Genomic DNA, 26,496 nt, shown 5'->3' with positions numbered 1-26,496 from the left:
TCGACATGGTTTTCCGGCCGTTCGCGGTGCCGGGCTGACCACGTCGTGCGGGTCAGGAGCGCCGGGCGCGCTCCTCGTAGGCCTCGCGCTTCGAGGAGTCAGCCGCCTTGAAGACCCGGTCGGCACCCATCGCCCGGCTCACCGCGTCCTGCACTCCACGCGGGAGCGCGCCGGTGACCTTCACGATCGCCTGGCTCCAGCGCGGCACCCACACCTCGGCCTTCGGCTTGCGCAGCACCTGCTCGATGACCTTCGCGACGTCGTCCGCCGTCACGGGCCTCACGCCCTTCGCGGCGGGCACGCCGACCGACAGCTCGGTCTGCACGACGGTCGGGAGCACCACGCTCACGTCGACCCCCTGCGGCCGCAGCTCGCTGCGCATCGCCTCGCTGAAGCCGACGACCGCGAACTTCGAGGCCGAGTAGGTGGCGCCGTCCGCGACCGCCACGCGACCGACGGCGGACGACACGTTGACGACGTGGCCGTGGCCGCGCTCGACCATGCCCGGCACGACCGCCTTGGTCCCGTGGATCACGCCGTGCAGGTTCACGTCGACGATCGTGCGCGTCACCTCGTCCGGCTCCTTCAGCAGCGAGCCGATCGGCATGACGCCCGCGTTGTTGACCAGCGCGTCGACGGGACCTGCCTCGGAGGTCGCGGCCAGGAACGTCCGCCACGACTCCGCCGACGTCACGTCCAGCTCCGCCGACACGGCGCCACGACCGATCGCCTTCGCGACGGTCGCGGCCAGGGCCGCGTCGAGGTCGCCGAGCACGACGGTGCATCCGGCTGCGGCGAGACGCTCGGCCGTCGCGCGACCGATGCCGCGCGCACCTCCGGTGATGACGACGACGCGTCCGGTGAGTTCCTGGGTCATCGACGGGCTCCTGTTTCGTTCTGCGGGGCAAGGGGGCGGAGGTCGACGGGCTGTCCGTCGTCCGGGAACGGCAGCGAGCCGTAGTTCAGGGGGGTCGAGTAGCCGGCGGGCACGGTCCAGCGGTACCGGCGCAGCAGCTGGTGCATGATCGCGCGGACCTCGGCTCCGGCGAAGTGCATGCCGAGGCACTTGTGCACACCGCCACCGAACGGCTCCCACGCGTGCCGGTGCGCCTTGTCCTCGCGACGGTCGTCGGCGAACCGACCCGGGTCGAACCGCTCCGGGTCGGGCCAGTACTCCTCCATGTGGTGCTGCAGGTGCACCATCACGGCCGTCAGCCGACCCGCGGGGATCGGCACGCCCATGATCTCGGTGTCCTTGACGGTGCGGCGAGCGAGCACGGGCACCGGCGGGACGAGTCGCAACGACTCCTTCATGACGAGGTCGAGCGACGTCAGCGAGGCCAGCTCGTCGAAGTCGGGGTGCTCACCGAGCGCCATCGACTCCTCGCGGCACCGCTCCTGCCACTCCGGGTGCTGACCGAGGAAACGCATCATCGTCGACACCGTGATGGTGCTCGTGTCGTGCGCGGCCATCAGCAGGAAGATCATGTGGTTGACGACGTCCTCGTCGGAGAAGGACGAGCCCTCGTCGTCGGTCAGTCGCGTGAGGACGGAGAACAGGTCGTCCCCGTCGGACGCACGCTTGGCCTCGACCTGCCGCCCGAGGAACTCCTCGAGCAGGGCCCGCCCGCGGGTGGCCCGGCCCCAGCGCGTGCCGGGCACCGGCGCGCGGACGAACCCGGTCGCGGCCTGGACGCACGCGATGAACGCGCGGTTCACGCGGTCGATCTCCTGGCGGTCGATCAGGTCGGCGCCGCCCATGAAGATCTGGGTCGCGAGGTCCAGCGTGAGCTGCTTGAGCGCCGGATAGACCTGCACCTCGGGTCCGGGGGTCCAGGCGTCGAGCCCGCGCGAGATCGCGGGGCCGAGCCCGTCGACGTAGCCGTGGAGCCGGTCGCGCGTGAACGCCTCCTGCATCAGGCGGCGGTGGCGGTGGTGCTCCTCGAAGTCGAGCAACATCAGCCCGCGGTTGAAGAACGGGCCGACGAGGTAGTCCCACCCGAGCTCGTTGCTGAAGGCCTTCTCGGGATTGCGCAGGGCCTCCCCACACGCGTCCGGGCCGGTCAGCACCGTCCACGTCCGACCGAGGAACGGCATCTCCGAGACGGCGCCGAACCGGTCATGCTGGTCGCGCATCAGGGCGAGCGGATCGGCGATGTACGCGAGGGTGGGGCCGACGACGGGCACGGCCCGGCGACGGGGGACGCGGGTGGGGCCGGGCGAGGTGACGGTCATCGGATCTCCATCTGACAGGACGTCCTGTCAGTTTGTGACGCCGGTCACCTCGTGTCAAGAGGGCGGTGGCAGGATGCTGCCGTGAGCACCTCCTCCGAGCCCGCGCGACGCTACGGCGGACAGTCTGCGGACGACCGCCGGACGGAGCGCCGCGCACGCCTCGTCACGGCGACGATCTCCGTGCTCGGCGGTCGGGGCGAGAACGCCACCACGATGTCCGCGATCTGCGTCGAGGCCGGGCTGACGGAGCGCTACTTCTACGAGAGCTTCCGGGGTCGCGAGGCCGCCCTCGTCGCGGCACTCGACACGGTCTCGGACGAGATCGCCGTCGTCGTCGTGCAGGCGATCGAGCACACCGGCGGTCCCGCGACGGCGCGAGTGCTTGCCGCGCTGACGGCCCTCGTCGCGTGGGTCGACGACCATCCCGTCAGCGCGCGCGTCGCGCTCGTGGAGTCGAACGCGCACCCCACCCTGCGTGCCCGACGTCGCGAGCTGCTCGGCATCTTCGCCGACCTGGTCGTGAGCGAGGCGGCCGGGCTCTACGGACCGTCGACGTGGACGGCCGCGCGGGCCCGCGCGCAGGGACTGCTCTACGTCGCCGGGCTCGCCGAGCTCGTGACGGCTCGTCTCGCCGGCGAGCTCGACCTCACCAACGCCGAGCTCGTCGCGATCGGCTCCGAGTCCTTCGAGCACCTCGCCCAGTCGTAGGACCCCGGGTCAGGAACCCGGCGCGGAGCGGTGGACCAGCACCCTTCAGGCACCCCTGAGAGGTTGCTGACTCACCGCTCGCGGAGGGATCACGGACTCCGGCGCCAGGACCTCCACCACCGCGGGCAGGCGGAACCACGCCACGATGCCGTCGCCCTCGCGCGGCCGCAGACCGATCGTCCCGCCGTGCGCCTGGATGATGCGCCGGCACGTGGCCAGACCGATGCCGGAGCCGGGCACGTCGTCGCGCGCACGGACCAACGGCTCGAAGACCCGCGCCACGTCCGCCGGCTCGATGCCCACGCCCCGATCGGCGACCTGCACCTCCCAGACCGCCCCTTCGCGCATCGCGGAGATCTCCACGACCGGCTCGTCCCCGCCGAACTTCAGGGCGTTCGAGATCAGGTTCTGCATGACCGAGCCGATCTGCGTCGCGTCGCCCTCCACGACCGGCAGGGGCGTCCGGGAGACACGCGGGTCGTCGGCCGGGATGCCGAGGTCGAGCAGCACCGACTCGACCACGGCGTCGAGGTGGAGCGGCTTGCGATCGAGCGAGCCACCGACGCGCGCGAACGCGAGGATGTCACTGACCATTGCGGCCATGCGCTCGCTGCCGCGCAAGGCCGTGTCGACCCAGAACTGCACCGACTCCGAGCTCTCGTCAGCGGCGGCGAGCTGCTCGTCCAGGACGTCGAGCGACATCGTCACGGTCGACAGCACGCCGGCGAGGTCGTGGCTGACCTGCCCGGCGAACGCCGAGAGGTGGTCGTTGGAGCGACGGAGCTCGTCACGCAGCACCTCGGTGCGACGCAGCGACTCCTGCAGCTCGCGGTTGCGCTGGGCGAGGCCGAGCACGTCGACGATCCGGTCGGCCAGGGTGTGCAGGAACTCCTGCCGTTCCGGTTCGATCGCCCGCGGCTGCTCGTCGAACACGCACAGCGTGCCGATCACGTCGCCCGACGGAAGCCGCAGGGGGGTGGACGCGTAGAACCGGACCGATCCGAGGGCGCCCGTCACGAACGGGTTGTCCTGGAACCGGGGGTCGACGCGGGCGTCCTCCACGACGATCGCCTCGCCCGACTCGACCGCGACGCGACACATCGAGTCCTCGCGACGCGAGATCGCTGCGTCGAAGCCCACGGCGGAGATCTGGTGCTGTGACTCGTCGGTGAGGATGTTGACCGTCGCCATGGGCACCTGCGCCATGAACGCGGCCAGCTCGACGATCGAGCGCCACTCCTCGGGCGGGTCGTCGAGCACGTGGTGCTCGGCCAGCACGTCGTCGATGCTCATCCGCACCACCTCCCTGTCTCCCCCAGGCAGGGACCAATGTACGCGGCGCACCAGGCCAGAGGTCCCGGAACGGCGGCGCTCTAGGCTGACGTCGTGACGAGCGACGTCGGGCACGGGCAGCGCTCGTCGGCCATCGGGCTGGCCCAGGTGTGCGCCGCCGGGCTGCTCTGGGGCACCGGCGGCCTCGTGGTCACGGTCCTGAACGACCGCCACGACCTGGGCGCGATGACGACCAGCGCGTGGAGGATGCTGGTCGCCACGGCAGCGCTGCTCGGCCTGGCTCTCGTCGCCCGCCGCCTCGGTTCGGTCGTCGCCACGTTCCGGGCGCAACCCGCCCTCGTCGTCGCCCTCGGGTGCTGCACGGCGGTCTACCAGGCGCTGTACTTCCTGTCGGTGCTCGCCGTCGGCGTGAGCGTCGCGACCGTCGTCTCGCTCGGCCTCGCACCGGTGCTGGCCGCCGCGTGGGAGCACACCCGTGCGGGCACGCGACCCACGGCGCGCGAGGTCGTCGTGCTCGTCTCCGCCCTCACGGGTCTCGTGCTGGTCTCGGTGGCGTCCGCCGGTCACGGCGGAGCCGGCGACGCCCCCGTGCTCGGGATCGTGCTCGCGGTGGCGTCCGGCGCGGTGTACGCGGCGACGACGGTGCTCGGTCACCACCTGGCCCGCGGGATCGACCCGCTTGCCCTCACGACGTGTGCGACGAGCGTCGGAGCGGTGGCCCTCGCGCCGTTCCTCGTGGTCGCCGCCCTCGGGTCCGGGCCCGTCATCAGCACGGAGCCCGACGCCCTCGCACTGCTGGTCTACCTCGGTGTCGCGACGATGGCGCTCTCCTACGGGCTGCTCTACGCAGGCCTGCGCACGACCTCCGGCTCGGCGGCCACCGTCGCGACGCTCGTCGAGCCGCTCAGCGCCGCGGCGCTCGCCGCGATCCTCCTGGACGAGCAGCTGACCGCGACGGCGGTCGTCGGTGGGGTGCTGATCCTGGCGGCGGTCGTCGGCCTGCGGCCGCGCGAGCTGCCCCCGGCGCCGACCTGACGGTCAGGCGATGCGGAACGCCGTGGTGCCCAGCGGGGTCGCGATCTCGACGACGTCGCCCTTGACCAGCTGTCGGCCACGCCTCGTCTCGACCTCGCCGCCCACGGTGACGTCACCCGACGCGACGATCGCGGCGGCGTCCGCTCCCGACTCGGCCACGTTGGTGAACTTCAGCAGCTGGCCCAGGCGGATCATGTCGCCCGTGATCGGCACGTCCTCGATGTCCATGGCACCAGCGTGCCGCACGTAGGCTCGGGCGCGTGAGCGGATCGACCCCGGACGCCGGAACGGCGAGCGTGCGCCTCGACGCGTGGGTGTGGTCGGTGCGTCTGTTCGGCAGCCGATCGGCCGCGACGACGGCCTGCAAGGGCGGGCACGTGCACCTCGGCGGCAAGCGTGCCAAGCCGTCGCAGCCGGTCCGCGTGGGCGACCGCATCGAGGCGACCACGCCGGGCGGCGTGCGGGTGGTCGTCGTGAAGCGACTGCTCAGCAAGCGCGTCGGCGCCAGCGTCGCGGTCGAGTGCTACGAGGACCACTCCCCGCCGCCAGAGCCGCGCGAGGTGCGCCTCGCGATGCCGCGGCGCGACCCGGGAGCGGGACGCCCGACGAAGCGCGAGCGCCGAGCCATGGACCGCTTCCGGCGGTCGTAGGCCCTTGCCCGGCAAGCGTGACCGAGCCACGGCGTCAGCGCACGACGTCGAGGACCTGCTTCTGGATGCCGTTGGCGTAGACCGCGTGGTCCACGAGCCGGAGCTTCACCGTGTCCTGGTCGGCCTGGCTGAACAGCCGACGCCCCGCGCCGAGCAGCAGGGGGAAGACCAGCAGGTGGTAGCGGTCGACCAGGCCCGCGTCGGCGAGCGACGCTCCGAGCGTCGCGCTCCCGTGGACCGAGATCGGCCCGCCGTCAGTCTCCTTCAACGCCGCCACGTCATCGACCGACCGGAGGATCGTGGCCGGCCAGCGATCGTCGTCGGACTGCAGCGTGGTCGACACGACGTAGCGCGGCATCGCGTTGTACGCGGCGAACTCCTCCATCGTGGGCCAGACCGGGGCGAAGGCCTCGTACGAGGTGCGGCCGAGCAGGAGCGCTCCCGCCTCGGCCTGCTCCGTCCCCTTGATCTCGTAGGCCTCGGGCACGAACTCGACGTCCTTGAACGTCCAGCCGGAGTTGCGATAGCCCGGCTCGCCGCCCGGGGCCTCCATGACCCCGTCGAGCGACACGAACGCGGTGACGATGACCTGGCGCACGGAACTCCTCCAGAGGTAGCGGTGCCACCATCCTGGTGAGTCGCGGTTCTCCTGTCGAGGGTCAGCGCTGGTCGGGCGGGGTCATCGGGGGCGCGAGGGCCTCCAGGTCGGCGGCGCGGTGACCCCAGCCGTGGCTGTTGCGCCACTTCTCGCCCATCGCGGTGCGCTGACCGTCGCCCCAGCCCATCGGCTTCCCGATCGCGAGGTTGTACGTCGCGCACGCACCCATGAGCGCCGTGGCGATGCTGCGCCGACGCCAGTCGGGAGCCACGTAGGCCTGGTCCATCTCACCCGTGTCCGGGTACCAGCGGATCGCGCCGATCTGCTGCTCGCCCGACAGGCCCCTGACCTCGAGCTGGGCCGCCATGTCGAGCACCGACCCGGGCTCGACGTCGAAGCCCGCGAACGCCACGAGGTTGAGCGCCCGCGGCGGGCCCGTCTCGGGCACCTCGGCGAACCACATCGGCGGGGCCTTCGGTGCCACCAGGGCGCTGACCTCGATCGCGGTGACCTGTCCGACCTCGCCGAGGCGGGCGCGGGTCAGCCAGGCGTCGCCGACCCGCTCGGTCGCCGCCGCCTCGGGCAGCACCACCGGGGGCGGGTCCTGGCCGTCCTCCGAGAGGAGGACGGCCAGCCACACCGGGAAGTCGTCCGGGCCGAGCGCGACGACCTGCGTCAGCCCGGCCGGGACCGACCTCGGGTCAGCCGACGAGGGCACGCTCGCGGTCCGACCGGCGGCGCGCCGCCATCGTCCCGACGCCCGCACCGGCGACCACGAGGACCGCACCGAGAGCGAGCAGCTCCGCAGCCGGGCCACCCGTGCTGGGCAGGGTGCCACCGGCGCGGACCGGGCGACCGGTTCCGGTGCCGAGGCCCGAGCCGACCGGCGAGGTCACGACGGGCGGCGTGACGGCCGCGGCGGTCACGGTGATCGTCGCCGTGCCGGTGAGCGTGCCGTTCTGCGTCGCGATGGCGTAGCCGAAGGTGTTGGTGCCCACGAAGCCGGCGTTCGGCGTGAAGACGATGCGCGCGGTCCCGGACGGCGCGGCCGCGACGACCGGGGCCTGCGCCAGGGCCAGCTCCGGGACCGGGCCGCCGCCGCCGGGGCCCTCCTCGCCCGGACCCTCGGGGTCGACCGGCTCCTCGGGCACGGGCGGGAGGTCGCCGGTGACCACGGCGGTGCCGTTGCCGGGCTGGCTCGTGACGGTCAGGCCCGTGACGGCGTTGTCGAGGCCGAAGTCGATCGGGCCGACCACGTCGAGCACGACCGGCTGGCCGGCCGGGGTGCTCGCCGAGATCGCCGCGGGCGTCGACGAGGCGTCGAAGTCGACGAAGGTCGCGTCCGGGAATGACGGGCAGTCGTCGGTGAGGCAGGGGTTCACGACCTGGGTCGTCGGCGCGATGACGACACCGGTCGGCACCGAGGTGACCGTGATCGTGGCCGACTCACCGGCCTCCAGGTACAGGGAGCCGTCCTCGTCGCTCACGACGTCGCAGTCCGCGTAGGCGTCGCCCTCGTCCTCGCGGTCCTCGAACTCCACGACGCACGACGTGGTCTCGTCGGGCAGCGGCTGGCCCTCGTCGTCCGTGACGCCCGTGATCGTGATCGACATCGTCGTGCCGAGCAGGCTCGCACTCGGCGAGAGCCAGGAGCCGTCGGCCTGCTGCACGCCGATGCGGACCTTCTGCGTGCCGTAGTCGGCGAGCACCAGGGGCTGGGCCGCCTCGTCGCCGGTCTCCTCGGCCGCGTCGTCGCCCGCCTCGGAGTCCGTGCCCGGCTCAGCCGTCTCGGTGCCCTCGGGCTGCGTCTCGGCGGGCGTCTCGGGCGTCTCCTCGACCGGGGTCTCGGGCGTGGTGTCGTCCTCGGTCACCGAGGAGGAGTCACCCGGGGCGATCTCGTCAGCCGGCGACGAGTCCTCGGCGAGGGCGGCGGTGCCGCCGGAGGCGACCACGGCCAGGCCGGCGGCCGAGGCGATGGCCATCCGGCTCACGAGCGTGCGGGCAGGACGAGGACGACGACGCATGAGTTCTCCCGATCAGGCGATGGCGGTCGACACGACACGCCAGGTCACATCCTCCCGTCCGGCGGGGGCCGTGCCGACCAGATCCGGGCGTCACCGGCGAATACTGCTCGAAGGGACCATCCCGCGCTGGTCCGACTGGACCAGGCCGTCGGGTCAGGCGTCGAGGCCGGCGATGAACGCCTCGACGTGCTCGACGAGCACCTCCGGCTGCTCCTCGGGCACCCAGTGGCCCGCGTCGTCGACGACGTGCATCGACATGGTCGGGCGCACCAGGCCGCCCGCGACGATGCGCGGCACCAGCACCCCGTCGCGACGGCCCGGCAGGAACAGCAGCGGCACGTGGTCGTACGGCGCCTGATAGGTGCGCTTCTGCACGGCTCGGAACTCCCGGGTCAGGAAGGTCGCGTAGGTCGAGCGACCGGCCGCCGCCCGCGCCGGCTCGCGGAAGCGCGCGAGGTACGGCTCGACGGCTCGCTCCGACCACGGCTTGCCGTCGCGCGACCCGAGCGCGAACACGCGTCGCAGCACCACCTGGCCGAGCCCGCGCTGCAGGAACGCGCCCCACGGCCCGCCCACGAGCGGCTGGTAGAGGAAGCGCCACAGGTCCTTGGTCTCGATCTTGGCCCAGGGCGCGACGATCGCGGTGGCCACGACGCCCCGGGTCAGCTCGGGATGACGACCGCCGATCAGGATCGCGAGCCACGCGCCCCAGTCGTGGCCCACCACCACCGGGCGATCCAGACCCAGCTGCGTGATGACTGCCGCCAGCTCGTCGGCGACGACGCGCTTGTCGTAGGTGTCGCCGCCGGGCGACGGCGCGTCGCTCCAGCCGGCTCCGCGGCTGTCGAGCGCGACGACGTGGTGGCGCTCGGCCAGCAGCGGGATGACGTGGTGCCAGCACCACCAGTGCTGGGGCCAGCCGTGGATCAGGACGATCGGCGGGCCGTCGTTGCCGACCCCTGCCTCGGCGACGTGGATACGCACCCCGTCGACGTCGATCCAGCGGTGCTCGACGCCCTCGAGCTGGGGCATCCCGGCGGCGATCTCGGCGCTCATGGACCGAGACTAACCGCCTACGCTGGCACCATGTCACTCGTCGACCTGACCGCCGACGGCGGCGTCCGCACCATCACGCTCACCGCTCCCGACCGGCTGAACGCCCTCGACCGGCCGCTGCTGGACGAGCTGCGCGCCGCGATCGACGCCGTGGCGGACGACGCGGAGGCGCGGGCGCTGGTCGTCACGGGCGAGGGACGGGCCTTCTGCGCGGGGGCCGATCTCGACAGCCTCTTCGGCGACCGCACGCGCCCGACCGGCGTGCTCCGCCAGGTGCTCCTCGGCGTGTACGACTCGTTCCTGCCGCTGCGCGACCTCACGATCCCGACCGTCGCCGCGGTGCAGGGTCCGGCGGTCGGCGCGGGCCTCAACATCGCGCTGGCCTGCGACGTCATCGTGGCCGGCCCCGAGGCGAAGTTCAGCGCGACGTTCACCGCGATCGGCCTGCACCCCGGAGGCGGGTGCACGTGGATGCTGACCCAGCGCCTGGGCGCCGGCAACGCGGCCGCGGTGCTGTACGCCGGGGCTCCGGTCGACGCCGACACCGCCCTGCGGCTCGGCCTCGCGCAGGAGCTCGTCGACGACCCGAAGGCACGCGCCGCCGAGCTCGCCGCGCTCTACGCGACCCGCAACCCCCGCCTCATGGCCGACGTCAAGGAGTCGGTGCGCGTCGCGTCGACCAGCGACCTCGCCACGACCCTCGACGTCGAGTCCTGGGCCCAGGCCTCCTCGCTCGCGAGCGACGAGTTCGCCGCCTTCGCCGAGCGCTTCAAGCGCTGACCCTGAACCACCCCAGGAGGGGGTGGGTCAGGCGGCGTCGTCGAGGACGGTCTGGAGGCGGTCGACGGCGGCCTCGGTGATCGTCAGCATGATGTCGTCGCCGAGGTCGCCCACCGTCGCGGCGCCGCTGATCGTCAGCACGTCGTCGATGCGGACCAGCGTGTAGCCCTGGCGCAGCACCTCGGCGCCCTCGACCGAGAAGGTCAGGTCGACCGCCAGGCCCTCGTCACCGAGGTCGTAGCCGTCGAGGTCGCTGATGTCGATCGTGAGCACGTCGACCGTGACCGCCTGGCCGTCGAGGTCGACCGTGAAGGTCGAGCACTCCGAGAAGAGGTCGCGGGTGGCCTCGAGCTCCTCCGCGGCCTCGCCCTCGGCGTACGACTCGATCGTGGAGTAGACGCTGATCTGGTCGGCCTCGGACTCGAACTCCGTCTCGGCCTTCTCCTCCTCCTCGATGCCGTAGTCGTCGTCGAGGAACGCGGCGCACGCCTCGTCGCCGTCGACGATGTCGTCACCGGTGATCTCGCCCTCGTTGACCTCGACCTCCTCGATGTCGCTCGCGAGGTCGGCGACGTCGTCCTCGGTCAGCAGCGCGTCCTCGAGGTCGCCCTTCGACAGCCCGGTCTCCTCGTCCTCGGCCGTCTCGGACGGCGTGGGGTCGGGATCGGGGTCGGAGTCGTCGCCGCCGCACGCGCTGACGAGCAGCAGGGCGGACAGGACCGCGGCCGGGGCGGCGAGGCGGAGGGAACGGGGGCGGAGGGAACGGGGCTGGCGGGCACGAGTCTTCATCTCGGGGTCCTCACAGGTCGGGGAGTGACGACGGTCAGATGCGTCGGCTCTCGAGAATGTTCCCACCGACCTGCCCGTCATCTCTCCGAATCACCCCACCTCGTCGACGAGGTCCTGCAGCTTCCCCTCCGCCGTCGTGACGAGCTCGAGGAACGGAGCCGGATCACCGTCGGCGGCCAGCTGCCCGCCGGCCTGCGCGACGAAGTCGCCGATCTGGATGAAGTGGTAGTACATCGACCGCGTCGGGACACCGCCCTCGGAGAGCGTGAAGTGCAGCCGCAGCCCGTCCTCGCCCAGGTCCTCGAAGCCCTCCAGGTCGGCGAAGTCGGTCAGCTCGACCGCCACCTCGATCGGCACGTCGTCCGGCGTCACCTCGAACCGGTCGCAGACCGCGAAGATGTCGCGGATCGCCTCGAGCTCGTCGTCGACGTCACCGTCCTCGAAGCTGCGGATCGTCGTGTAGACCGCCGTGACGACGACGTTGTCGCGGAACTCGTACTCGTAGCGGTCGCTCTCCTCGCCGCCGTAGTCGCCGCTCAGGTACTCGCTGCACTCGGGCGCCCCGTCGGTGACGTCGGAGTCGCCGGTCGTCTCGGCCTGTCGCGCGCTCTCGAAGTCGGTGCCGAGCGAAGAGGGGATGTCCTCGATGCGCAGCAGCGCGGACCGCAGCTGCTGTCCCGTGAGCTCCTCGGGAGCGTCGTCGTCCTGCGTCGTCGTCGGTTCGGGGGTCGGCTCGGGCCCGGGGTCGTCCCCGCCACAGGCCGCAAGGACCACCAGGGCCACGACCGTCGTCCCTGCTGCCACCATGCTCCGCCACGTCGTCACGGCGTCTCCTTCGTCTCGTCCACCGTCATGCTGCCGCAACCACGTCGCGCAGCCTCTCGTCCATCACCGTCACGAGCTCGGGGCTCGGGTCACGCCCGAAGTTCGCCGGCACCTCGATGCCGATCGTGCCCACGACGTCACCCACCCGCAGCAAGGTCGTCGCCGTGCCGCGGAACGGCACGCCGTCGATGATGACGAGCAGTCCCACCAGCACGCCGTCGTCACCCAGGCCCTCGTACGCGTCCATCTCGGAGAGCTCGGAGAGGTACGCGTCGACCTCGACCTCCTGGCCCTCGAGCTCCATCGTGAAACGGTCGCACGCCTCGACGAGGTCCCGCACCGTGGCGAGCACCTCCTCGGCGTCGCCCTCGGCGAAGTACTCGACCCGCGAGGTGACGGTGACGGTCGTGCTCGGGTCGCCGTACGCGGACTCGACCTGCTGCAGCGCCCGGGCCCCGAGCTCGCCGTCGAGGTAGTCGCCGCACTCCGGCTCGCCGCTGACGACGTCGCTGCCGGAGGGCACGTCGTCCTGCCGCACGAAGAACGGCTGGAAGCCGGTGCCGTGCGTGGGCGGGACGTCCTCGGCGCGGACGAGCGCCGGACGCAGGTCGCGTTTCGTCAGTCCCGGCTGGGTGTCGCGCCCTGTCGTCGGCTCGGGCTCGGGCGAGGGCTCGGCCTCGGGCTGGGAGCCGCACGACGCGCACAGCACGGCCGCGGCGACGAGCCCTGCCAGTCGTCGACCCATGACGCGCCCCCAGCCCCCGCTCGTGATGCAGCCGCAGCCCCCTGGTGCGACGCCCCCACCGTAGCCAACAGCCGGGTCCTTCGCCGACTTGCCAGCGCACCCCTGACCAGCGGATACTCAAGTTACTCGTAAGTAGTACCCTGGAGTAGCCGGGACGCTCGACCGCCCGGACCATCTTCAGCGAAACCCGACAGACCCCCCAGGATTGGAACGGCCATGAGCCACTACAAGAGCAACCTGCGCGACATCGAGTTCAACCTCTTCGAGCTGTTCGGCCGAGGCGACGTCTACGGCCAGGGCGAGTTCGAGGACTTCGACGTCGACACCGCCAAGAGCGTCCTCGCCGAGATCGAGCGCATCTCGCGCGAGGACCTCGCCGAGTCCTTCGACGCCTCCGACCGCAACCCGCCGGTCTACGACCCCGAGAACTACTCCGTCACCATGACGCCCGCCTTCGTCGAGAGCTACGACAAGTGGATGGCTGCCGAGTGGTGGCGCATGCAGGTGCCCGAGGAGATCGGTGGCCAGAAGGCCCCCAACTCGCTCGTCTGGTCCTCGGCCGAGTTCGTGCTCGGCGCGAACCCGCCCATCTGGATGTTCGCGTGCGGCCCGGCCTTCGCCCGCATCGTCTTCGAGAACGGCGTCGAGCGCGACAAGAAGATCGCGCAGTTCATGGTCGACCGCCTCTGGGGCGCCACGATGGTGCTGACCGAGCCCGACGCGGGCTCCGACGTCGGCGCCGGCCGCACGAAGGCCTTCCCCAACGAGGACGGCACCTGGAACATCGAGGGCGTCAAGCGCTTCATCACCTCGGGCGAGCACGACATGTCCGAGAACATCATGCACCTCGTCCTGGCCCGCCCCCAGGGCGTCGAGGGCCACGGCGGCCCGGGCACCAAGGGCCTGAGCCTGTTCCTCGTGCCGAAGCACCACTTCGACCTCGAGACCGGAGAGCTGACGGGTCAGCGCAACGGCGCCTACGTCACGAACGTCGAGAAGAAGATGGGCATCAAGGTCTCCACGACGTGCGAGGTCACCTTCGGCGACTCCTCGACCGGCGAGGGCCAGGCCGCGCGCGGCTGGCTGCTCGGCGAGGTGCACGACGGCATCAACCAGATGTTCCGCGTCATCGAGAACGCCCGCATGATGGTCGGCGCCAAGGCCATCGCGACGCTCTCGACCGGCTACCTCAACGCGCTCGAGTACGCCAAGGAGCGCGTCCAGGGCGCCGACCTCACGCAGGCCGCCGACAAGGCCGCCCCGCGCGTCACGATCACGCACCACCCCGACGTCCGTCGCTCGCTGCTCACGCAGAAGGCGTTCGCCGAGGGCCTGCGCTCGCTGGCGATCTACACCTCCACCTGGCAGGACGCGATCTCGCTCAAGCACGCGGCGGGCGAGGACGCCTCCGCGGAGGAGGGCATCAACGACCTGCTCCTGCCGCTCGTCAAGGGCTACGGCTCGGAGCGCTCCTGGGTGCTGCTGGGCACCGAGTCGCTGCAGACGTTCGGCGGCTCGGGCTTCCTCCAGGACTACCCGATCGAGCAGTACGTGCGTGACGCCAAGATCGACACGCTCTACGAGGGCACCACGGCGATCCAGGGCCAGGACCTGTTCTTCCGCAAGATCGTCCGCGACAAGGGCCGGGCGATCGGCTACTTGTCCAACGAGATCAAGCAGTTCATCGCCGATGAGTCCGGCAACGGCCGCCTCAAGACCGAGCGCGAGCTGCTGGCGCAGGGCATGGCCGACGTCGAGGCCATCCTCGGCGCGGTGTTCACCGACCTGATGGCGGCCAACCCGGCCGACGCCAACGGCGACATCACGAACATCTACAAGGTCGGCCTGAACACGACGCGTCTGGTCTACGTGCTCGGCGACATCACGGTCGCGTGGCTGCTGCTGCGCGGTGCCGACGTCGCCCTGGCCGCGCTCGACGCCGGCGCCACGGGCGCCGACAAGTCGTTCTACGAGGGCAAGATCGCCGCTGCCTCGTTCTTCGCCCGCAACACGCTGCCGAAGCTGGCCGCGGAGCGCGCGATGGCCGAGAACGTCGACGACTCCGTCATGGAGCTCGACGAGGCCGCGTTCTGACGCACGACCGAGCCTGACCCGAAGGGCCCGCCGGAGCGATCCGGCGGGCCCTTCGCCGTCCTCTCCCCCGCCCGGTCGCCGTGGTGCAGAGTGTGGGCATGGACAGCCAGGAGATGTACGTCGGTGCGTGGAAGCAGGCAGCCGACGCCGTGGTCGACCTCGTGCCGACGCTGAGCGCGGCGCAGATCGCCGCACCGACCGACTGCCCGGGGTGGTCGGTGCACGACGTCGTCGCGCACCTGGAGCACCTCGAGACGGTCGCCAACGGCCGGCCCGAGCCGCCCGCCGGCATCGCGATCGTGGCCTCGGACTACACCGAGGCCGGAGTCGCCGAGCGGCGCGACGTCCCCACCGCCGACCTCCTCGCGTCGTTCCGCGAGCACACCGCCCAGCGGCACGACTTCCTCACCTCGACCCGGCTGGACCTGGCGGAGACGGCTCCGGTCACCCCCGCCGGCGTGCCGTGGACCTGGGAGACGCTGCTGCGCAACCGCGCCGTCGACCTCTGGGTGCACGAGCAGGACATCCGTCGGGCCGTCGGCGTGCCGGGCGACCTGAGCTCGCTCGGCGCCCAGGTCACGACCCACACGTTCGCGGCAGGCATGGGCTTCGTCCTCGGCAAGAAGGTCAAGGCACCCGCCGGCACGATGGTGCGCTGGCTCGTCACCGGCGGGGCTGCCGTCACGATCGAGCTGCTCGTGGGCGAGGACGGGCGGGCGCGACGGGCGGAGCCCGGCACGGTCGCGGACGTGACGCTCGGCATGACGTCCGAGGCGTTCTGCGTGCTGGCCGCGGGCCGCCGTGGCCCGGCTGACGTCGAGGTCGGCATCGACGGGGACGCGCAGCTCGCGGCTGCCGTCCTGGGCGCGATGACCCTCACGTTCTGACCGACGCGGCCTGACACGCACGCCCGGCCCCCGGCCGGTGCCCGGCCGAGCGCGGTCGCGTCTGAGAAGGTGGTTCCGTGCGCCTCACGAGCCCCCTCTGGTACCTGGTCGCGGTCGCGATCGCGCTCGCCGGGTCGATGGTGGGCACGGCCGTCGCCGCGAGCGCCTGGGACGGGGTGCGAGAGGCCACGATCGCCCCCGCCACCGAGCCCATCGACGCGGGCGGCAGCACCCTCGCGATCTTCACCGACCAGCCGCAGGACCGGGAGATCACCTGCACGACCCGTCCGGCCGACAAGCCGGACGCGAAGGGCGACACGGTCTCCGGCGCGGCCCTCGACATCGTGGTGGAGCAGCAGGGCACCGACTGGCACCTGCTGGCTCTGCAGCCCGCCGGTGACGACGGCGTCACGATCTCCTGCGTCCCCTCGGACGGCGGCACGGACGCGGCGGCGTACGGCTTCGCGGTGGTCGACGGCTTCGACAAGGCCAACCGTGGAGCCACGATCGGGACGGTCTCCCTCGTGGTCGGCATCGCCTTCGGCGGCATCGTGTTCTGGCAGCGTCGGCGTACACGACTCGCCGGCCGCGAGTGACGCGACACACCGACCGACGCGAGACTTGCCTCACATCCGCAATTTTGTCACTTGAAGTTGCAAACCTTTCAACTTCCCCGATCGTTGAGCAGGTGAGTCGGTCCGACAGTGCGGCCGAACCTGGGCAATGGGGGTCGTGCGATGGGTGCAGCGCAGCCCCCGTCCGTCGTGCGCCCTCAGGCGAGTTGGCCCATCTCGACGTTGACCCGTCACGGGGCCCCGTCGCATCATGGGCCGCAGACCGCTGACGACGGCCAGGCCTGCGCGAACTGCGCCCCCGCTGCTCGATCGCGCACGATCCCTCTGAGTCCCTGTGCACCACGCCCTCAACCTCGTCGACATCCGTGGCGGAGTCGCACCGGCGCGCCGTCCGCGGTCGGGGGCCACCGTGGGTGACGTCGTACCGCTCCGTCCTGCCGAGCCCGGCGGCGCCGGCCGTCGCCGACCCGCGAAGCCGATCCGCCGCGCGCTCGCCGCGCCGACCGACCCCGAGCTCCTGCAGCGATGTCGCGCCGGCGACGCCGCGGCGTGGGACCTCCTGGTCGAGCGCTACGAGCGCCTCGTGTTCTCCGTCGCCCTGCGCAACGGCCTCAGTCGCGACGACGCCGCCGACGTCACGCAGACGACGTTCGTGGCGCTGATCGACGCGCTGCACCGGCTCGAGGACGACCAGCGCCTCGCATCGTGGCTCATGACCGTGGCCCGCCGACAGGCCTGGCGGGTGCGCTCGACGTCGCGCCGCGACCTCCCGCTCGAGGCGCTCGTCGAGCCTGCGACGGAGGACCCGTACGAGCTCTGGGACACGCAGACCGTCGTGCACGACGCGCTCGCCACCCTCGGCGGCACCTGCCGCGAGCTCCTGCTCGCACTCTACTTCGACCCCGAGGAGCCGAGCTACGCCGACATCGCCACGCGACTCGGGCGCTCGATCGGCGGCATCGGTCCGCTGCGCGGGCGCTGCCTCGAGCGGCTCCGCACCCTCATGACGGAGGACCTGGCATGACGAATCCTTCCTTCACGACCCTGCTCGACTGGGTCGACGGCCGTCTCGACGAGGCCGCGGCCGCGTCGGTGCGCGCCCACGTCGACTCCACCCCCAGCGCGGCAGAGGCCGTCGAGTGGATCCGGTCCTTCCGCGAGGCGGGCACCTCGATGCCGCTGGAGAGCCCGCCGTCCGAGGTCCGCCAGAACCTGCGCGACGCCTTCCGCCGACACTCGACGATGCCTCCGGGCACCGGTCCCGTCTCCGAGCTCAGCGGCGACCCACGTCCGCTGCGCGTCGCCTCGGGCGCCCGCTCCGCCGACGGCGAGGGCGTCGGCCACGTCGTGCTCGAGGGCAGCGGCGTGACCCTGACCCTCTCGGTGCTGCACCGGCGCCCCGAGCTCGTCGACGTCCACGGGCTCCTGACCTGGGACGGCAGCGAGCCGCGCCCCGAGATCGTGCTCTCGTCCCCGGACCCCACCGCCCGACGCGTGGCCCGACCCGAGGTCGACGGCGAGTTCCGGCTCACCGACGTGGCGCGCGCCACCGACGAGGTCTGGGTCGTCAGTCCGACGGCCTCCCTGCACGCGAGGCTGGACCTGGGTTCTGACACCTGATGACGACGTGACCGACACCGTACGACGACCCGGGGGGGAGCCCGGACTCGCCGCATCGCACACGAGTGCGGGTGGCGCGGATGGTCATGCCCTGCGTGAGGCCGAGCGTCGCCGCCAGGCCGACCCCCGCTCGGCCCTGCGTCTGCTGGACGGCATGCACTCCGCCGGACTGCGCCACGCCGACCCGGCCGTGAGCGGCCGCGCGTCCCTCATGCGCGCCCAGATCCTCGGCGACCTCGGCGACTACGAACGGGCCGGCGGCGCGATCCAGGCGGCCCGGCACGACCTCCTCGCGGCCGGACTCGTCCTCGAGACGTACTCCACCGACATCGCGCGAGCGCGGCTCCTGCGCCTGAACGGCGACGCGCAGCGATCGGTCGACCTCCTCGAGGGGGTGCTGGACGACCTCCCCGCCTCGACGCCCGCCGCGCTCGACGGGAGCCAGGTCGTCCTGATCCGGGCGCGGGTGCACCGCCAGATGGGTCTGTCCCTGGCGGCGCGGGCTGAGCACGGCCGCGCGCTCCACCACTACGACCTCGCGTGGAACCGCTTCCACTCCCTCGGCGACGCCGCGTTCGCTGCCCGCACGGCGTGCGAGCGGGCTGCCTCGTACCTCAGCCTCGACATGACGCACCGTGCCCTCGACGACCTGCTGCGGGCCCGGCAGGAGCTGACCCGCCTGGGTCAGCCCGTCGCGGCCGCACGGTGCGCCCTGACCCTGTCGCGGGCCTACGTGCGCCTCGACCGGGTGCCGCAGGCCGTCCACCTGCTCGAGGACGTCCGCCCGGTCTTCGAGCAGCGGGGCCTCCTGCCCGAGGTCGCCGAGCTGGACCTGGCGATGGCCGAGGCCCTGCTCCAGGCCGGCCTCGCCCACGACGCACGGCTCGAGGCGCGAGCTGCTGGCGAGATCTTCACTCGCCTGCACCGGGTCGAGGGCACCGCCCAGGCCAACGTCGTGTCCGGCCTCGCCGGCCTCGTGATCGGCGACACGGCGGTCGCGTCGAGCGAGATCGACCTGGCGGAGCGCCTGACGTCCTCGCGGCGCCACCAGCAGGAGATCGCCCTCCTGCGACTCAGCACGCTCCTGGTCGGCACCGGCCGCGAGACCCTGGAACAGGCCCGGCGGCTCAGCGCGCTCACCCAGGCCATGGCTCACGACAGCGGTGACGACACCCTGCTGGCCATCGCGGAGCTCGCTGCGGCCCTGTCGGCGCCCCACGGCGCCGAGGCCCATCGTCACCTCGACGCGGCTCGACGCCTCATCACGACCCATGAGCTCAACGGTCTCGAGGTCGCTCGTGCTGTGACGACGGCACGCGTCCTGCAGCTCCAGCTCGACCTTCGCGGCGCGGTCGACGAGATCCGCGCGGCTCTGACCGCCGCCAGCTCACCGACGGTCCACGTGCACGGTGCGTACCGTCCGCTCGCCCACCTGCTCGTCATCGCCGCGGCCGACCGCGCCCTCCTCGAGCTCCTGCTCGACATCGGCACGCCCGAGGCCGTCACCGAGGCGTGGCGATGGGCCGCGGTCACGAAGGCCCGGAGCCTCAGCGACCTCGCCTCCACCGCGAACCAGCACCCCCGCTCCGCCCAGGACGCGCTGCTGCTCCCGGTGCACCGGGAGGCCGAGCTCGAGACCCTGTCACAGGCCCTCGACCACCTGATTGACCCCTCCGGCGAGATCGACCTCGCCGCGATCCGCGCGACCCACGTCGCCGTGCGCCGCGACATCCGACAGCAGATCCCGCACGCCCGCCTGCCGCTGACCGAGGACCACGCCGTCGCCCTGCCGCCGGTCCCCGAGGGCCCCGTGCTCCAGCTCCACGAGCTCGGCCCCGACCTCGTCGCGTTCGTCATCCGAGAGGGCCAGGTCTACGCGCGCCGGCTCGTCGGTGCGTCTGCCGACGTGCAGACGGCCATCGCCGAGTGGCACGCCGAGTGCTCGCGGGTGCAGCGCGACGCCGAGCCGGACGTCGGACCCGACTCCGGCTCCGGGCCGGGCTCCGGGTGGGCGGGTCACCACAGCCTCCACACGCTCGCCACCCTGCTCCTGTGGCCGATCAGTGACCTGATGGCCGACCTCGAGGAGATGCCGCTCGTGGTCGTGGCCCCCGGGTCGCTGCAGCCCGTCCCGTTCGAGGCGCTGCCCTTCGGCGGTCGCACGTTGGCGGCCGCGTTCTCGCTGCGCTTCGCCGCCGGCATGCACGACCTGACCTCGATGTGCTCCGACGACGGCGGCGCGTCGACGAGGCGCTCCCACCTGCTGGCGCTGATGGTGCCCGACGCGAACGCGCCCCGCATCGCCGACGAGACACGCGCGCTGGCGGCGATCCATCCCGACGCCACGATCCTCACGGGGGGCAACGCCTCCGTCGAGTCGCTCTGGCGGCTGGCGCCGCACCACGACGTCGTGCACCTGGCGTGCCACGGGCTCTACTGGCCCGAGCACCCCTCGAGCTCGGGCCTGCGGCTGGGCGACCGCTGGATCACGGCGGGCGAGATCCTCCGCATGGACCTCAGCGGCTGCCTCGTGATCCTCAACGCCTGCGCCACGGGACGCGCCCACGACACCACGAGCGAGTCGGTCGGCCTGACGTGGGCGCTGCTGGCGGCGGGAGCCCGCGGCGTGGTCGCCACGACGTGGCCCGTCGACGACTCCGTCGCCCTGGCCTTCGCGACGAGCTTCCACCAGCACCTCGTCGCCGGCTTCTCGCCCGCCGACGCGGTGCAGCAGTCCGGCATCGACGTCTCGGAGCAGTTCTCCGACCACCCCTGGGCCTGGGCCGCCCACCGCTACATCGCCGCCGGCGCCACCGTCCTCCACGACGCCTGACCGACGCGCGCAGCGCGACCGCTGTCCCTGGCGGGCGACAAGCGGGCCAGGACAACGGGCGCAAGCGGGCCGGATGCTGGGTCCGCTGCCGTCTCGACCTTCGAGGACCGGCGTTGATGCAATGCGGCCGCCACGACCACCCGAACGCATCATCTCTCCGCAGACCCTGCAAGGCGTGATGCACGTCGGTAGCCCGGGCTACCCGAACGCATCACCGCCGGTCCGCGCCGCGCTGGGTGGTCCATGCCCGCTTGTCCCCGCCACGCTCCACGGCTGGCGGAGCACCGGTTCTCTCAGTACGCCCCGCGGGCGAGGAGGACGGCCGGGATCGTGCGGAGCAGGATCCAGAGGTCGAGGCGCATCGAGCGGTGCTCGACGTAGTGGAGGTCGAGCTCCACCCCGTCGTCCCACGCGAGGGTGCTGCGGCCGTTGACCTGCCACAGGCCCGTGATGCCGGGGCGCACGAGCAGACGTCGGCGCTCCTGCTCGGAGTAGCTCGCGACCTCGTGCACCAGGGCCGGTCGGGGTCCGACGAGCGACATCGAGCCGGCGACGACGTTGAACAGCTGGGGCAGCTCGTCGAGTGACGTGCGGCGCAGCAGCCGCCCGACCCGGGTGACCCGCGGGTCGTCGCGCACCTTGAAGAGCGGACCGTCGCCCGTCTCGTCGAGGTGCCGCACGGCGCCGAGCGCGTTCTCGGCCCCGACCCTCATGGTGCGGAACTTGAGGACCGTGATGGCGGCGCCGTGCCGGCCGACCCGGATCTGGTGGAACAGGACAGGTCCGCCGTCCCCGGCCTTCACGAGGACCGCGATCAGCAGCATGACCGGCGACAGGACCACGAGCAGGAGCAGGGCGAGCGTGACGTCGACCGCGCGCTTCGCCGAGGCGGGACGGGCCACGGGGCCCTCCCGCGCGAAGCGCCGGTCGGCGTAGACCTCCGTCACGTCGGACCGTCCCGTCCGGGCTCGTCGTGACCGCCGTCCGCCGACTCGGCGTCGAGGAACGACTCGGGGTCGTCCTCCGCCGGCTCGTCCGGCGGGAAGTGTCCACGAGCCTTCTGCTCGACGAGGAACGAGCGACGCATCGCCCGCACCAGGTGGTCGGCCTCGTCGAGCCGGTCGTCGAGCGCACGCAGCGCGCGGCGGCGCACGTCCTCGGCGTCGGCGTGGGCGCGCGTCATGATGTCGTGCGCCTCCTGCTCGGCCGCCGCCAGCCGCGCGGCGGACAGCCGGACGACCGCGCTGCGCAGGCGCTGCGCCTCGCGCGTGACCGCCAGGAGCAGGCGCTCGGCGTCGTCGCCGTCGCCGGCACCCGAGTCGAGACGCTCGACCAGCCGGTCGATGTCGGCGTGGGGAAAGCTGGGCGGCCAGAACGTGTGCGCGCCGGGGACGCCCGAGGACGAGCTCATCGGGTGACCGCCTTCGCGCCCAGCAGCACCGCTCCGATGACCCGGATCCGCACGGCACGGAGGTCGGCCAGCGCCCGCTCCAGGACCGGGCGCTTGACCCGGCCGGACGGCACCGTGAGCAGCAGGCTGCCCGCGATCGCCATGATGCGCGCGTCGTCGGACTCGGTCACCGCCGGAGCGTGCACGAGGATCACGTCGTGGTCACCGTCGACCTGGTCGACGAGCTGACGGAACCGCATCTCGAGCAGGCTCGGGGCGGCCAGGTCGATGTTGCCCAACGGTACGACGGAGACACCGTCGACCGGGCCGCTGCGCACCACGTCGGGCAGCTCGGCCGTGCCGGCCAGGAGGTCGTACAGACCCGGCTCGCCGGGGGCCTCGAGCGCGGGGTGCCGCGTGAGGTCGCCGCGGTGCGCGTCGACCAGCAGGACGCGGTGGCCCAGCTCGGCGAGCGACGCCGCCAGGTTGACCTCGAGCCAGCCGCTCCACGGGTCGGGCACGACCGGCGCGACGACGAGGGATCGCGTCGGCTCGTCGCTGGTCGCGAACTCCAGGGCCACGCGCAGGGCGCGCAGCGAGGCGAACTCCCGGCTCGTCACGTCGGTCACGGGAACGCCGGTTGCGTCGTCCGGGCGGGTCACGACGCCGAGCACGCGCACGTCGGTGCCCTCCGCGACGTCCTCGGCGGTCTCGACCGTGCGGGCCACGCGGTCGTGGACGACGGCGGCGATCACGGCCAGCACGCCGGCCAGCACGGCACCGGCCAGCAGGGTCACCGAGATGTTCGGCGACGACGGCGAGAGCGGGACCGAGGCGGGCTCGGTGACGGTGAACTCGAAACCGCCGTTGCTCGGGTCGTACCGCGGCAGCAGCGTCACGACCGCGTTGGCGACCTGGGCGGCGACCTCGGGATCGGTGTCGGTGACCGACACCTGGATCGTGAGCGTCCCGGCCACGACCGCGCTGCGCACGCCGTCCTGCAGCTGGGCGACCGAGCGGTTGCCCACCGCGTCGCTGACGTCGGCGAGCACCGGTCGCGTCTCGGCGACGTCGGCCATCGTGCTGAGCAGCGACTCGTAGCTCGCCGGGGTCTGCTCGAGCGACGGCGACGGCGTCACCGTGACGCGGGTCGTCGCGGTGTACGAGCGCTCGGCGACGGCCAGGCCGATCCCGACCGTGGTGCCGACGAGCAGCACGACGAGCAGCATGATCGCGCGACGACGCCACAGCAGGGCGCCGAGCTCACGCATCCCCGAGCCGGGGTGGTGCTGCGCGAAGTGGGAGGAGGGCGCCTGGTCGGGCGCCGTGGAGATGGAGGACATGTCGGACCTTCCTGGGGTCAGTTGCACGGGTGGGAGACGCCCGGGGGGACGCCGTCGGGAACGGGATGGACGACCACGCGACTCACGCGCGTGGTGAGGGGGGTGGGACTCAGCAGCTGCATGTCGAGCTGCCGGGTCGTGTCGGGGCCGAAGCAGTAGAAGCGGCCCGACACGACCCCGACGAGGCGGTCGTCCTGGTCGACCAGGAAGGCCTGGCCCACGAGGTACGGGCTCGACGCGGCGAACACGTCGACGTCGACGCGCACCACGGTGTCGCCCGCGGGGTGGGTGACCCCGACGATCGACGTCGTCACGGGAGCCGGCTCCGGCGCCGGTGCCTCGGTCTGCGGCTCGAGGTACGTGACCCGCACGTCGTCGACCTGCGTCACGGGCACCTCGAGGTCGGCGAACAGGCCGTACTGGGCGCCCGGCTGCAGCCCGACGACGCGACAGCAGGTCGTGTTCTCGTTGCCCTTGACGGTGGCGAGGACCGCGCCGTCGGCGCCGATCGCCTCGATGACGGTGCCGGAGTCGCGCACCACCAGTCCGGACTGGTTGCGCACGACGATCGCGAGCTGCTGGTCGTGACCGCCCCAGGTGACGATCTCGGGACCCGCCGGGAGCTCCGTGTCCGACGTCGGCTGGTCGGACGGGAGCGGCGTGACGAGAGGCTCCGGCACGATGCCCGAGTCGGGCGAGGAGCACCCCGCGAGGACCAGGGCGAGGGCCGCGAGCAGCCCCACGGCTGCCCGGCTGACCCGACGCGCGGGGCGGCGGGGCGGGCGGGACGGGATCGACGGCGTTCTCATGCGCGGGCCTCCTGGATGCTGCCGTTCACGAGGTCGTCCTGGACGGCCTCGTGGCCGGCGACCATGCGGTCGGGGTGGAATCGGTCGGCCACGAGCGCGGAGGCTCGATCGGCCAGGGCGCGGCGCGCGGCGGGGTCGCCCAGCAGGTCCGCGAGGGCCTCGGCCAGGGGGGCGACAGCGCCCGGCTCGACGAGCCGGACGGCGCTGCCGAGCGTCTCGACGACGCCGCCGACGCGGGAGACCACGACGGGAACCTCGGCGCTCATCGCCTCGAGCAGGCTGATCGGCAGGCCCTCCCAGTCGGTCGGCAGCACGAGCACGTCGGCGGCGGCCAGCAGCAGGTCCGCGTCGTCGCGGGCGCCGAGGAACTGCACCGAGCCAGGCGGACAGGTACCGACGGCGGTCGCCTCGACGGACGGACGCGTCGGTCCGTCACCGGCCACGATCAGCACCGACGAGGGGTCGGTGCGGTCGACGACCTCGGGCCACGCCGCGACCAGGAGGTCGTGACGCTTCTGCTCGACCATGCGCGCGAGGCAGAGGGCCACCGGGGCGTCCTCGGCCAGGCCGAGGGCGAGTCGTGCCTCCGCACGGTCGTGCCGGGCGACCGGCTGCACCGCGTTCGGGACCACACGGACCCGCGAGGCGGGGACACCGTGGGCCGTGAGCTGCTCGGAGACGTGCGGCGAGACGGCGACGACGGCGTCCGCGATGCGCGTCAGGAGACGCCCGGCGGTGCGCCACGAGCCGTCGGGCACCCCGTGCACCGTCACCACGACCGGCACGCGACGGCCGACCGCGAGCCGCGCCACGACGGCGGCCTTGACGTTGTGGGCGTGCACGACGTCAGGCCGGCTCGGGCGACGGGTGGCCCGACGCAGGGCGCGGACGGCACGCAGGAGGTCGAGCGGGCGTCGCGACGCGAGCGGCACCTCGAGGTGCGGCACGCCGTCGGCGACGAGGCGGTCGGCCCGGAAGCCACCGGCGCTCGCGAGCAGCACCTCGTGGCCCCGGTCACGCTCGGCCCGCACGAGGGTCGCCGCGACCACCTCGGCGCCACCGACGCCCATCACGGGGACGACGGTCAGGATCCTCATGCCGCCACCTGCTCGTAGACCGCGAGAAGGCGGTCGGCGCAGTGCCGCACCGTGAAGCCGTCGAGGAGACGGGCACGGGCGCTCTCGCCCATGCGGCGACGGTCCCCCGGCTGCACGTGCATCGTCCGCAGCGCGTCGCGCAGGGCGACGGCGTCACCGGGCGCGACCAGCAGGCCGTCGACCCCGTGGCGGACGACCTCGGGGATGCCGCCGACGCTCGAGGCCACGACGGGCAGGCCGCTGGCCATGGCCTGCAGCACCGCGAGCGGGCACGCCTCGGCGCCGGACGGCAGGGCGAGCACGTCGGCCCGCGCGAGCAGCGGGGCCGGGTCGTCGGCGAAGCCCACGAGCTCGATGCGGTCGGCGGCGCCGCTGCGGGCGACCGCCGCCTCCACCGCGCCTCGCTCGGGCCCGTCGCCGATCAGCAGCAGGCGCACCCCGGGGACCGCCGCGGCGGCCGCGACCAGCTCGGGGACGCGCTTGACCGGCTGCATGACGCCGAGCCACGCCACGGTCGTGACGTCGTCGGTGAGCAGGCGGTTCGTGCTCCCGAGGTCGGCCCAGGCCGGGTCGACGCCGTTCGGGACCGAGACGACCCGGTCGGCGCGCAGGCCCAGGTGGTCGCGCGCGAACTCCGCGACGGCCTCGCACGGGGTCACCACGATCGACCGCGGCACGCGGGAGAGCCAGCGCTCCCCCACAGCGTTGGACACGTGGACGCGGCGGTCCGGCGGGCTGACGGCGTCGTTGCCGCGCACGAGGTGGGCCATGGGGTCGGGGACGCCGTGGAGCGTGTAGACCGTGGCGGCCCCCCGGGGGCGCGCCAGCGTGCGGCCGACCAGTCCGGCGCGCCGGTCCTGGGCGTGCAGCACGTCGGGCCGGATCGCGCGCACCCGTGCGGCGACGTCGCGGGCACCGCGCAGGTCGCGGGTTCCCGTCATCGAGGCGGTGTGCACGTGCACGCCGGCTGCTGCGGCGACCGCGAGGTGCGGGCCGTCGGGCGAGACGAGGTGGACGTCGTGGCCGAGCGCGACCTGCTCGGCGGCGACGTCGACCGTGTGGTCGACCGGGCCGCCGCGGGTCTGCGTGACGAGGTGGGCGATGCGCACG

Annotated in this window: 27 protein-coding genes; 10 read left to right on the top strand and 17 right to left on the bottom strand. The window is 72.8% G+C overall.

Annotation, left to right across the window (positions count from 1 at the left end; translation table 11 throughout):
- Positions 1–52: 52 nt before the first annotated feature.
- Complete coding sequence (locus LO931_RS08720; protein WP_229053018.1) at positions 53–877, bottom strand: SDR family oxidoreductase; 825 nt, start codon at positions 875–877, stop codon at positions 53–55.
- A complete protein-coding gene (locus LO931_RS08715) occupies positions 874–2,235 on the bottom strand; it encodes a cytochrome P450 (protein WP_229053017.1) in 1,362 nt (453 codons plus the stop codon). The genes LO931_RS08720 and LO931_RS08715 overlap by 4 nt, the downstream gene beginning before the upstream one ends.
- Before the next feature lie 81 nt (positions 2,236–2,316).
- Between LO931_RS08715 and LO931_RS08710 the strand changes: the two genes are divergently transcribed.
- Positions 2,317–2,943 carry a TetR/AcrR family transcriptional regulator gene (locus LO931_RS08710; RefSeq protein ID WP_229053016.1) on the top strand — a complete coding sequence of 209 codons (627 nt, stop codon included), beginning with the start codon at positions 2,317–2,319 and terminating at the stop codon, positions 2,941–2,943.
- Positions 2,944–2,988: 45 nt separating this feature from the next.
- On the opposite strand, the gene LO931_RS08705 is transcribed toward LO931_RS08710, so the two are convergent.
- Complete coding sequence (locus tag LO931_RS08705; protein ID WP_229053015.1) at positions 2,989–4,236, bottom strand: ATP-binding protein; 1,248 nt, start codon at positions 4,234–4,236, stop codon at positions 2,989–2,991.
- Positions 4,237–4,329: 93 nt separating this feature from the next.
- Between LO931_RS08705 and LO931_RS08700 the strand changes: the two genes are divergently transcribed.
- Entirely contained in the window at positions 4,330–5,271 is a 942-nt protein-coding gene (locus LO931_RS08700) for a DMT family transporter (protein WP_229053014.1), read from the top strand.
- Positions 5,272–5,274: 3 nt separating this feature from the next.
- Here LO931_RS08700 and LO931_RS08695 read toward each other — a convergent pair whose 3' ends face one another.
- Positions 5,275–5,499, bottom strand: coding sequence for an RNA-binding S4 domain-containing protein (locus LO931_RS08695; protein WP_229053013.1), 225 nt, complete (start codon positions 5,497–5,499; stop codon positions 5,275–5,277).
- A 32-nt stretch (positions 5,500–5,531) separates the two neighbouring features.
- Here LO931_RS08695 and LO931_RS08690 point away from each other — a divergent pair, with 32 nt between their 5' ends.
- Positions 5,532–5,921, top strand: a complete 390-nt coding sequence (locus tag LO931_RS08690) for an RNA-binding S4 domain-containing protein (protein ID WP_229053012.1) — start codon at positions 5,532–5,534, stop codon at positions 5,919–5,921.
- Between the two features lie 34 nt (positions 5,922–5,955).
- Here the strand turns inward: LO931_RS08690 and LO931_RS08685 are convergent, their stop codons facing one another.
- From LO931_RS08685 to LO931_RS08670, 4 genes are all read right to left on the bottom strand, one after another.
- Entirely contained in the window at positions 5,956–6,519 is a 564-nt protein-coding gene (locus LO931_RS08685) for a dihydrofolate reductase family protein (protein WP_229053011.1), read from the bottom strand.
- A 61-nt stretch (positions 6,520–6,580) separates the two neighbouring features.
- Positions 6,581–7,237, bottom strand: coding sequence for a GNAT family N-acetyltransferase (locus LO931_RS08680; RefSeq protein WP_229053010.1), 657 nt, complete (start codon positions 7,235–7,237; stop codon positions 6,581–6,583).
- Positions 7,221–8,543, bottom strand: a complete 1,323-nt coding sequence (locus tag LO931_RS08675) for a hypothetical protein (RefSeq protein WP_229053009.1) — start codon at positions 8,541–8,543, stop codon at positions 7,221–7,223. The genes LO931_RS08680 and LO931_RS08675 overlap by 17 nt, the downstream gene beginning before the upstream one ends.
- Before the next feature lie 153 nt (positions 8,544–8,696).
- On the bottom strand, positions 8,697–9,599 hold the full coding sequence (locus tag LO931_RS08670) for an alpha/beta fold hydrolase (protein ID WP_229053008.1): 903 nt from the start codon (positions 9,597–9,599) through the stop codon (positions 8,697–8,699).
- Between the two features lie 30 nt (positions 9,600–9,629).
- Between LO931_RS08670 and LO931_RS08665 the strand changes: the two genes are divergently transcribed.
- Positions 9,630–10,379, top strand: a complete 750-nt coding sequence (locus LO931_RS08665; RefSeq protein ID WP_229053007.1) for an enoyl-CoA hydratase — start codon at positions 9,630–9,632, stop codon at positions 10,377–10,379.
- A 27-nt stretch (positions 10,380–10,406) separates the two neighbouring features.
- On the opposite strand, the gene LO931_RS08660 is transcribed toward LO931_RS08665, so the two are convergent.
- From LO931_RS08660 to LO931_RS08650, 3 genes are all read right to left on the bottom strand, one after another.
- Positions 10,407–11,168 carry a hypothetical protein gene (locus LO931_RS08660; protein ID WP_229053006.1) on the bottom strand — a complete coding sequence of 254 codons (762 nt, stop codon included), beginning with the start codon at positions 11,166–11,168 and terminating at the stop codon, positions 10,407–10,409.
- A 90-nt stretch (positions 11,169–11,258) separates the two neighbouring features.
- Entirely contained in the window at positions 11,259–11,993 is a 735-nt protein-coding gene (locus LO931_RS08655; protein WP_229053005.1) for a hypothetical protein, read from the bottom strand.
- A 25-nt stretch (positions 11,994–12,018) separates the two neighbouring features.
- Positions 12,019–12,738: a hypothetical protein gene (locus tag LO931_RS08650; RefSeq protein ID WP_229053004.1), complete on the bottom strand. Its 720-nt coding sequence runs from the start codon at positions 12,736–12,738 to the stop codon at positions 12,019–12,021.
- A 216-nt stretch (positions 12,739–12,954) separates the two neighbouring features.
- Here LO931_RS08650 and LO931_RS08645 point away from each other — a divergent pair, with 216 nt between their 5' ends.
- From LO931_RS08645 to LO931_RS08620, 6 genes are all read left to right on the top strand, one after another.
- Entirely contained in the window at positions 12,955–14,832 is a 1,878-nt protein-coding gene (locus tag LO931_RS08645) for an acyl-CoA dehydrogenase (RefSeq protein WP_229053003.1), read from the top strand.
- A gap of 98 nt (positions 14,833–14,930) precedes the next feature.
- Positions 14,931–15,719, top strand: coding sequence for a maleylpyruvate isomerase family mycothiol-dependent enzyme (locus LO931_RS08640; RefSeq protein ID WP_229053002.1), 789 nt, complete (start codon positions 14,931–14,933; stop codon positions 15,717–15,719).
- A gap of 77 nt (positions 15,720–15,796) precedes the next feature.
- The gene (locus tag LO931_RS08635; RefSeq protein WP_229053001.1) at positions 15,797–16,315 is read left to right on the top strand and encodes a hypothetical protein; all 519 of its coding nucleotides are present in this window, start codon (positions 15,797–15,799) and stop codon (positions 16,313–16,315) included.
- A 388-nt stretch (positions 16,316–16,703) separates the two neighbouring features.
- A complete protein-coding gene (locus LO931_RS08630) occupies positions 16,704–17,318 on the top strand; it encodes an RNA polymerase sigma factor (RefSeq protein ID WP_229053000.1) in 615 nt (204 codons plus the stop codon).
- Positions 17,315–17,914 (top strand): anti-sigma factor, encoded by a 600-nt coding sequence (locus LO931_RS08625; RefSeq protein ID WP_229052999.1) that lies wholly within the window; start codon positions 17,315–17,317, stop codon positions 17,912–17,914. Before LO931_RS08630 ends, LO931_RS08625 begins: the two co-directional genes overlap by 4 nt.
- Positions 17,915–17,921: 7 nt before the next feature.
- A complete protein-coding gene (locus LO931_RS08620; protein ID WP_229052998.1) occupies positions 17,922–20,747 on the top strand; it encodes a CHAT domain-containing protein in 2,826 nt (941 codons plus the stop codon).
- Between the two features lie 293 nt (positions 20,748–21,040).
- On the opposite strand, the gene LO931_RS08615 is transcribed toward LO931_RS08620, so the two are convergent.
- The 6 genes from LO931_RS08615 to LO931_RS08590 are packed head-to-tail and all read right to left on the bottom strand — an operon-like array spanning position 21,041 to position 26,495.
- Positions 21,041–21,694, bottom strand: a complete 654-nt coding sequence (locus tag LO931_RS08615; protein WP_229052997.1) for a sugar transferase — start codon at positions 21,692–21,694, stop codon at positions 21,041–21,043.
- Positions 21,691–22,158, bottom strand: coding sequence for a hypothetical protein (locus LO931_RS08610; protein ID WP_229052996.1), 468 nt, complete (start codon positions 22,156–22,158; stop codon positions 21,691–21,693). Before LO931_RS08610 ends, LO931_RS08615 begins: the two co-directional genes overlap by 4 nt.
- Positions 22,155–23,480 carry a polysaccharide biosynthesis tyrosine autokinase gene (locus tag LO931_RS08605; protein WP_229052995.1) on the bottom strand — a complete coding sequence of 442 codons (1,326 nt, stop codon included), beginning with the start codon at positions 23,478–23,480 and terminating at the stop codon, positions 22,155–22,157. Before LO931_RS08605 ends, LO931_RS08610 begins: the two co-directional genes overlap by 4 nt.
- A gap of 17 nt (positions 23,481–23,497) precedes the next feature.
- Entirely contained in the window at positions 23,498–24,289 is a 792-nt protein-coding gene (locus LO931_RS08600) for a hypothetical protein (RefSeq protein ID WP_229052994.1), read from the bottom strand.
- Positions 24,286–25,386 (bottom strand): glycosyltransferase, encoded by a 1,101-nt coding sequence (locus tag LO931_RS08595; RefSeq protein WP_229052993.1) that lies wholly within the window; start codon positions 25,384–25,386, stop codon positions 24,286–24,288. Before LO931_RS08595 ends, LO931_RS08600 begins: the two co-directional genes overlap by 4 nt.
- The gene (locus LO931_RS08590) at positions 25,383–26,495 is read right to left on the bottom strand and encodes a glycosyltransferase family 4 protein (protein WP_229052992.1); all 1,113 of its coding nucleotides are present in this window, start codon (positions 26,493–26,495) and stop codon (positions 25,383–25,385) included. Before LO931_RS08590 ends, LO931_RS08595 begins: the two co-directional genes overlap by 4 nt.
- Between the last annotated feature and the right edge of the window lies 1 nt (position 26,496).

Source organism: Aeromicrobium sp. Leaf350, from assembly GCF_916858655.1.
Taxonomy (GTDB): domain Bacteria; phylum Actinomycetota; class Actinomycetes; order Propionibacteriales; family Nocardioidaceae; genus Aeromicrobium.
Note: the sequence above shows the minus strand (reverse complement) of the source record. Positions and strands in the feature narration are given on the sequence as shown.

Bases quoted from the DNA above. Each gene is read 5' to 3' on its own strand.
- LO931_RS08695 (WP_229053013.1), bottom strand. From the start codon at position 5,499: ATGGACATCGAGGACGTGCCGATCACGGGCGACATGATCCGCCTGGGC.
- LO931_RS08595 (WP_229052993.1), bottom strand. From the start codon at position 25,386: ATGAGGATCCTGACCGTCGTCCCCGTGATGGGCGTCGGTGGCGCCGAG.
- LO931_RS08715 (WP_229053017.1), bottom strand. From the start codon at position 2,235: ATGACCGTCACCTCGCCCGGCCCCACCCGCGTCCCCCGTCGCCGGGCC.
- LO931_RS08645 (WP_229053003.1), top strand. From the start codon at position 12,955: ATGAGCCACTACAAGAGCAACCTGCGCGACATCGAGTTCAACCTCTTC.
- LO931_RS08660 (WP_229053006.1), bottom strand. From the start codon at position 11,168: ATGAAGACTCGTGCCCGCCAGCCCCGTTCCCTCCGCCCCCGTTCCCTC.
- LO931_RS08625 (WP_229052999.1), top strand. From the start codon at position 17,315: ATGACGAATCCTTCCTTCACGACCCTGCTCGACTGGGTCGACGGCCGT.
- LO931_RS08670 (WP_229053008.1), bottom strand. From the start codon at position 9,599: ATGAGCGCCGAGATCGCCGCCGGGATGCCCCAGCTCGAGGGCGTCGAG.
- LO931_RS08640 (WP_229053002.1), top strand. From the start codon at position 14,931: ATGGACAGCCAGGAGATGTACGTCGGTGCGTGGAAGCAGGCAGCCGAC.
- LO931_RS08665 (WP_229053007.1), top strand. From the start codon at position 9,630: ATGTCACTCGTCGACCTGACCGCCGACGGCGGCGTCCGCACCATCACG.
- LO931_RS08705 (WP_229053015.1), bottom strand. From the start codon at position 4,236: ATGAGCATCGACGACGTGCTGGCCGAGCACCACGTGCTCGACGACCCG.
- LO931_RS08650 (WP_229053004.1), bottom strand. From the start codon at position 12,738: ATGGGTCGACGACTGGCAGGGCTCGTCGCCGCGGCCGTGCTGTGCGCG.
- LO931_RS08720 (WP_229053018.1), bottom strand. From the start codon at position 877: ATGACCCAGGAACTCACCGGACGCGTCGTCGTCATCACCGGAGGTGCG.
- LO931_RS08610 (WP_229052996.1), bottom strand. From the start codon at position 22,158: ATGAGCTCGTCCTCGGGCGTCCCCGGCGCGCACACGTTCTGGCCGCCC.
- LO931_RS08675 (WP_229053009.1), bottom strand. From the start codon at position 8,543: ATGCGTCGTCGTCCTCGTCCTGCCCGCACGCTCGTGAGCCGGATGGCC.
- LO931_RS08600 (WP_229052994.1), bottom strand. From the start codon at position 24,289: ATGAGAACGCCGTCGATCCCGTCCCGCCCGCCCCGCCGCCCCGCGCGT.
- LO931_RS08605 (WP_229052995.1), bottom strand. From the start codon at position 23,480: ATGTCCTCCATCTCCACGGCGCCCGACCAGGCGCCCTCCTCCCACTTC.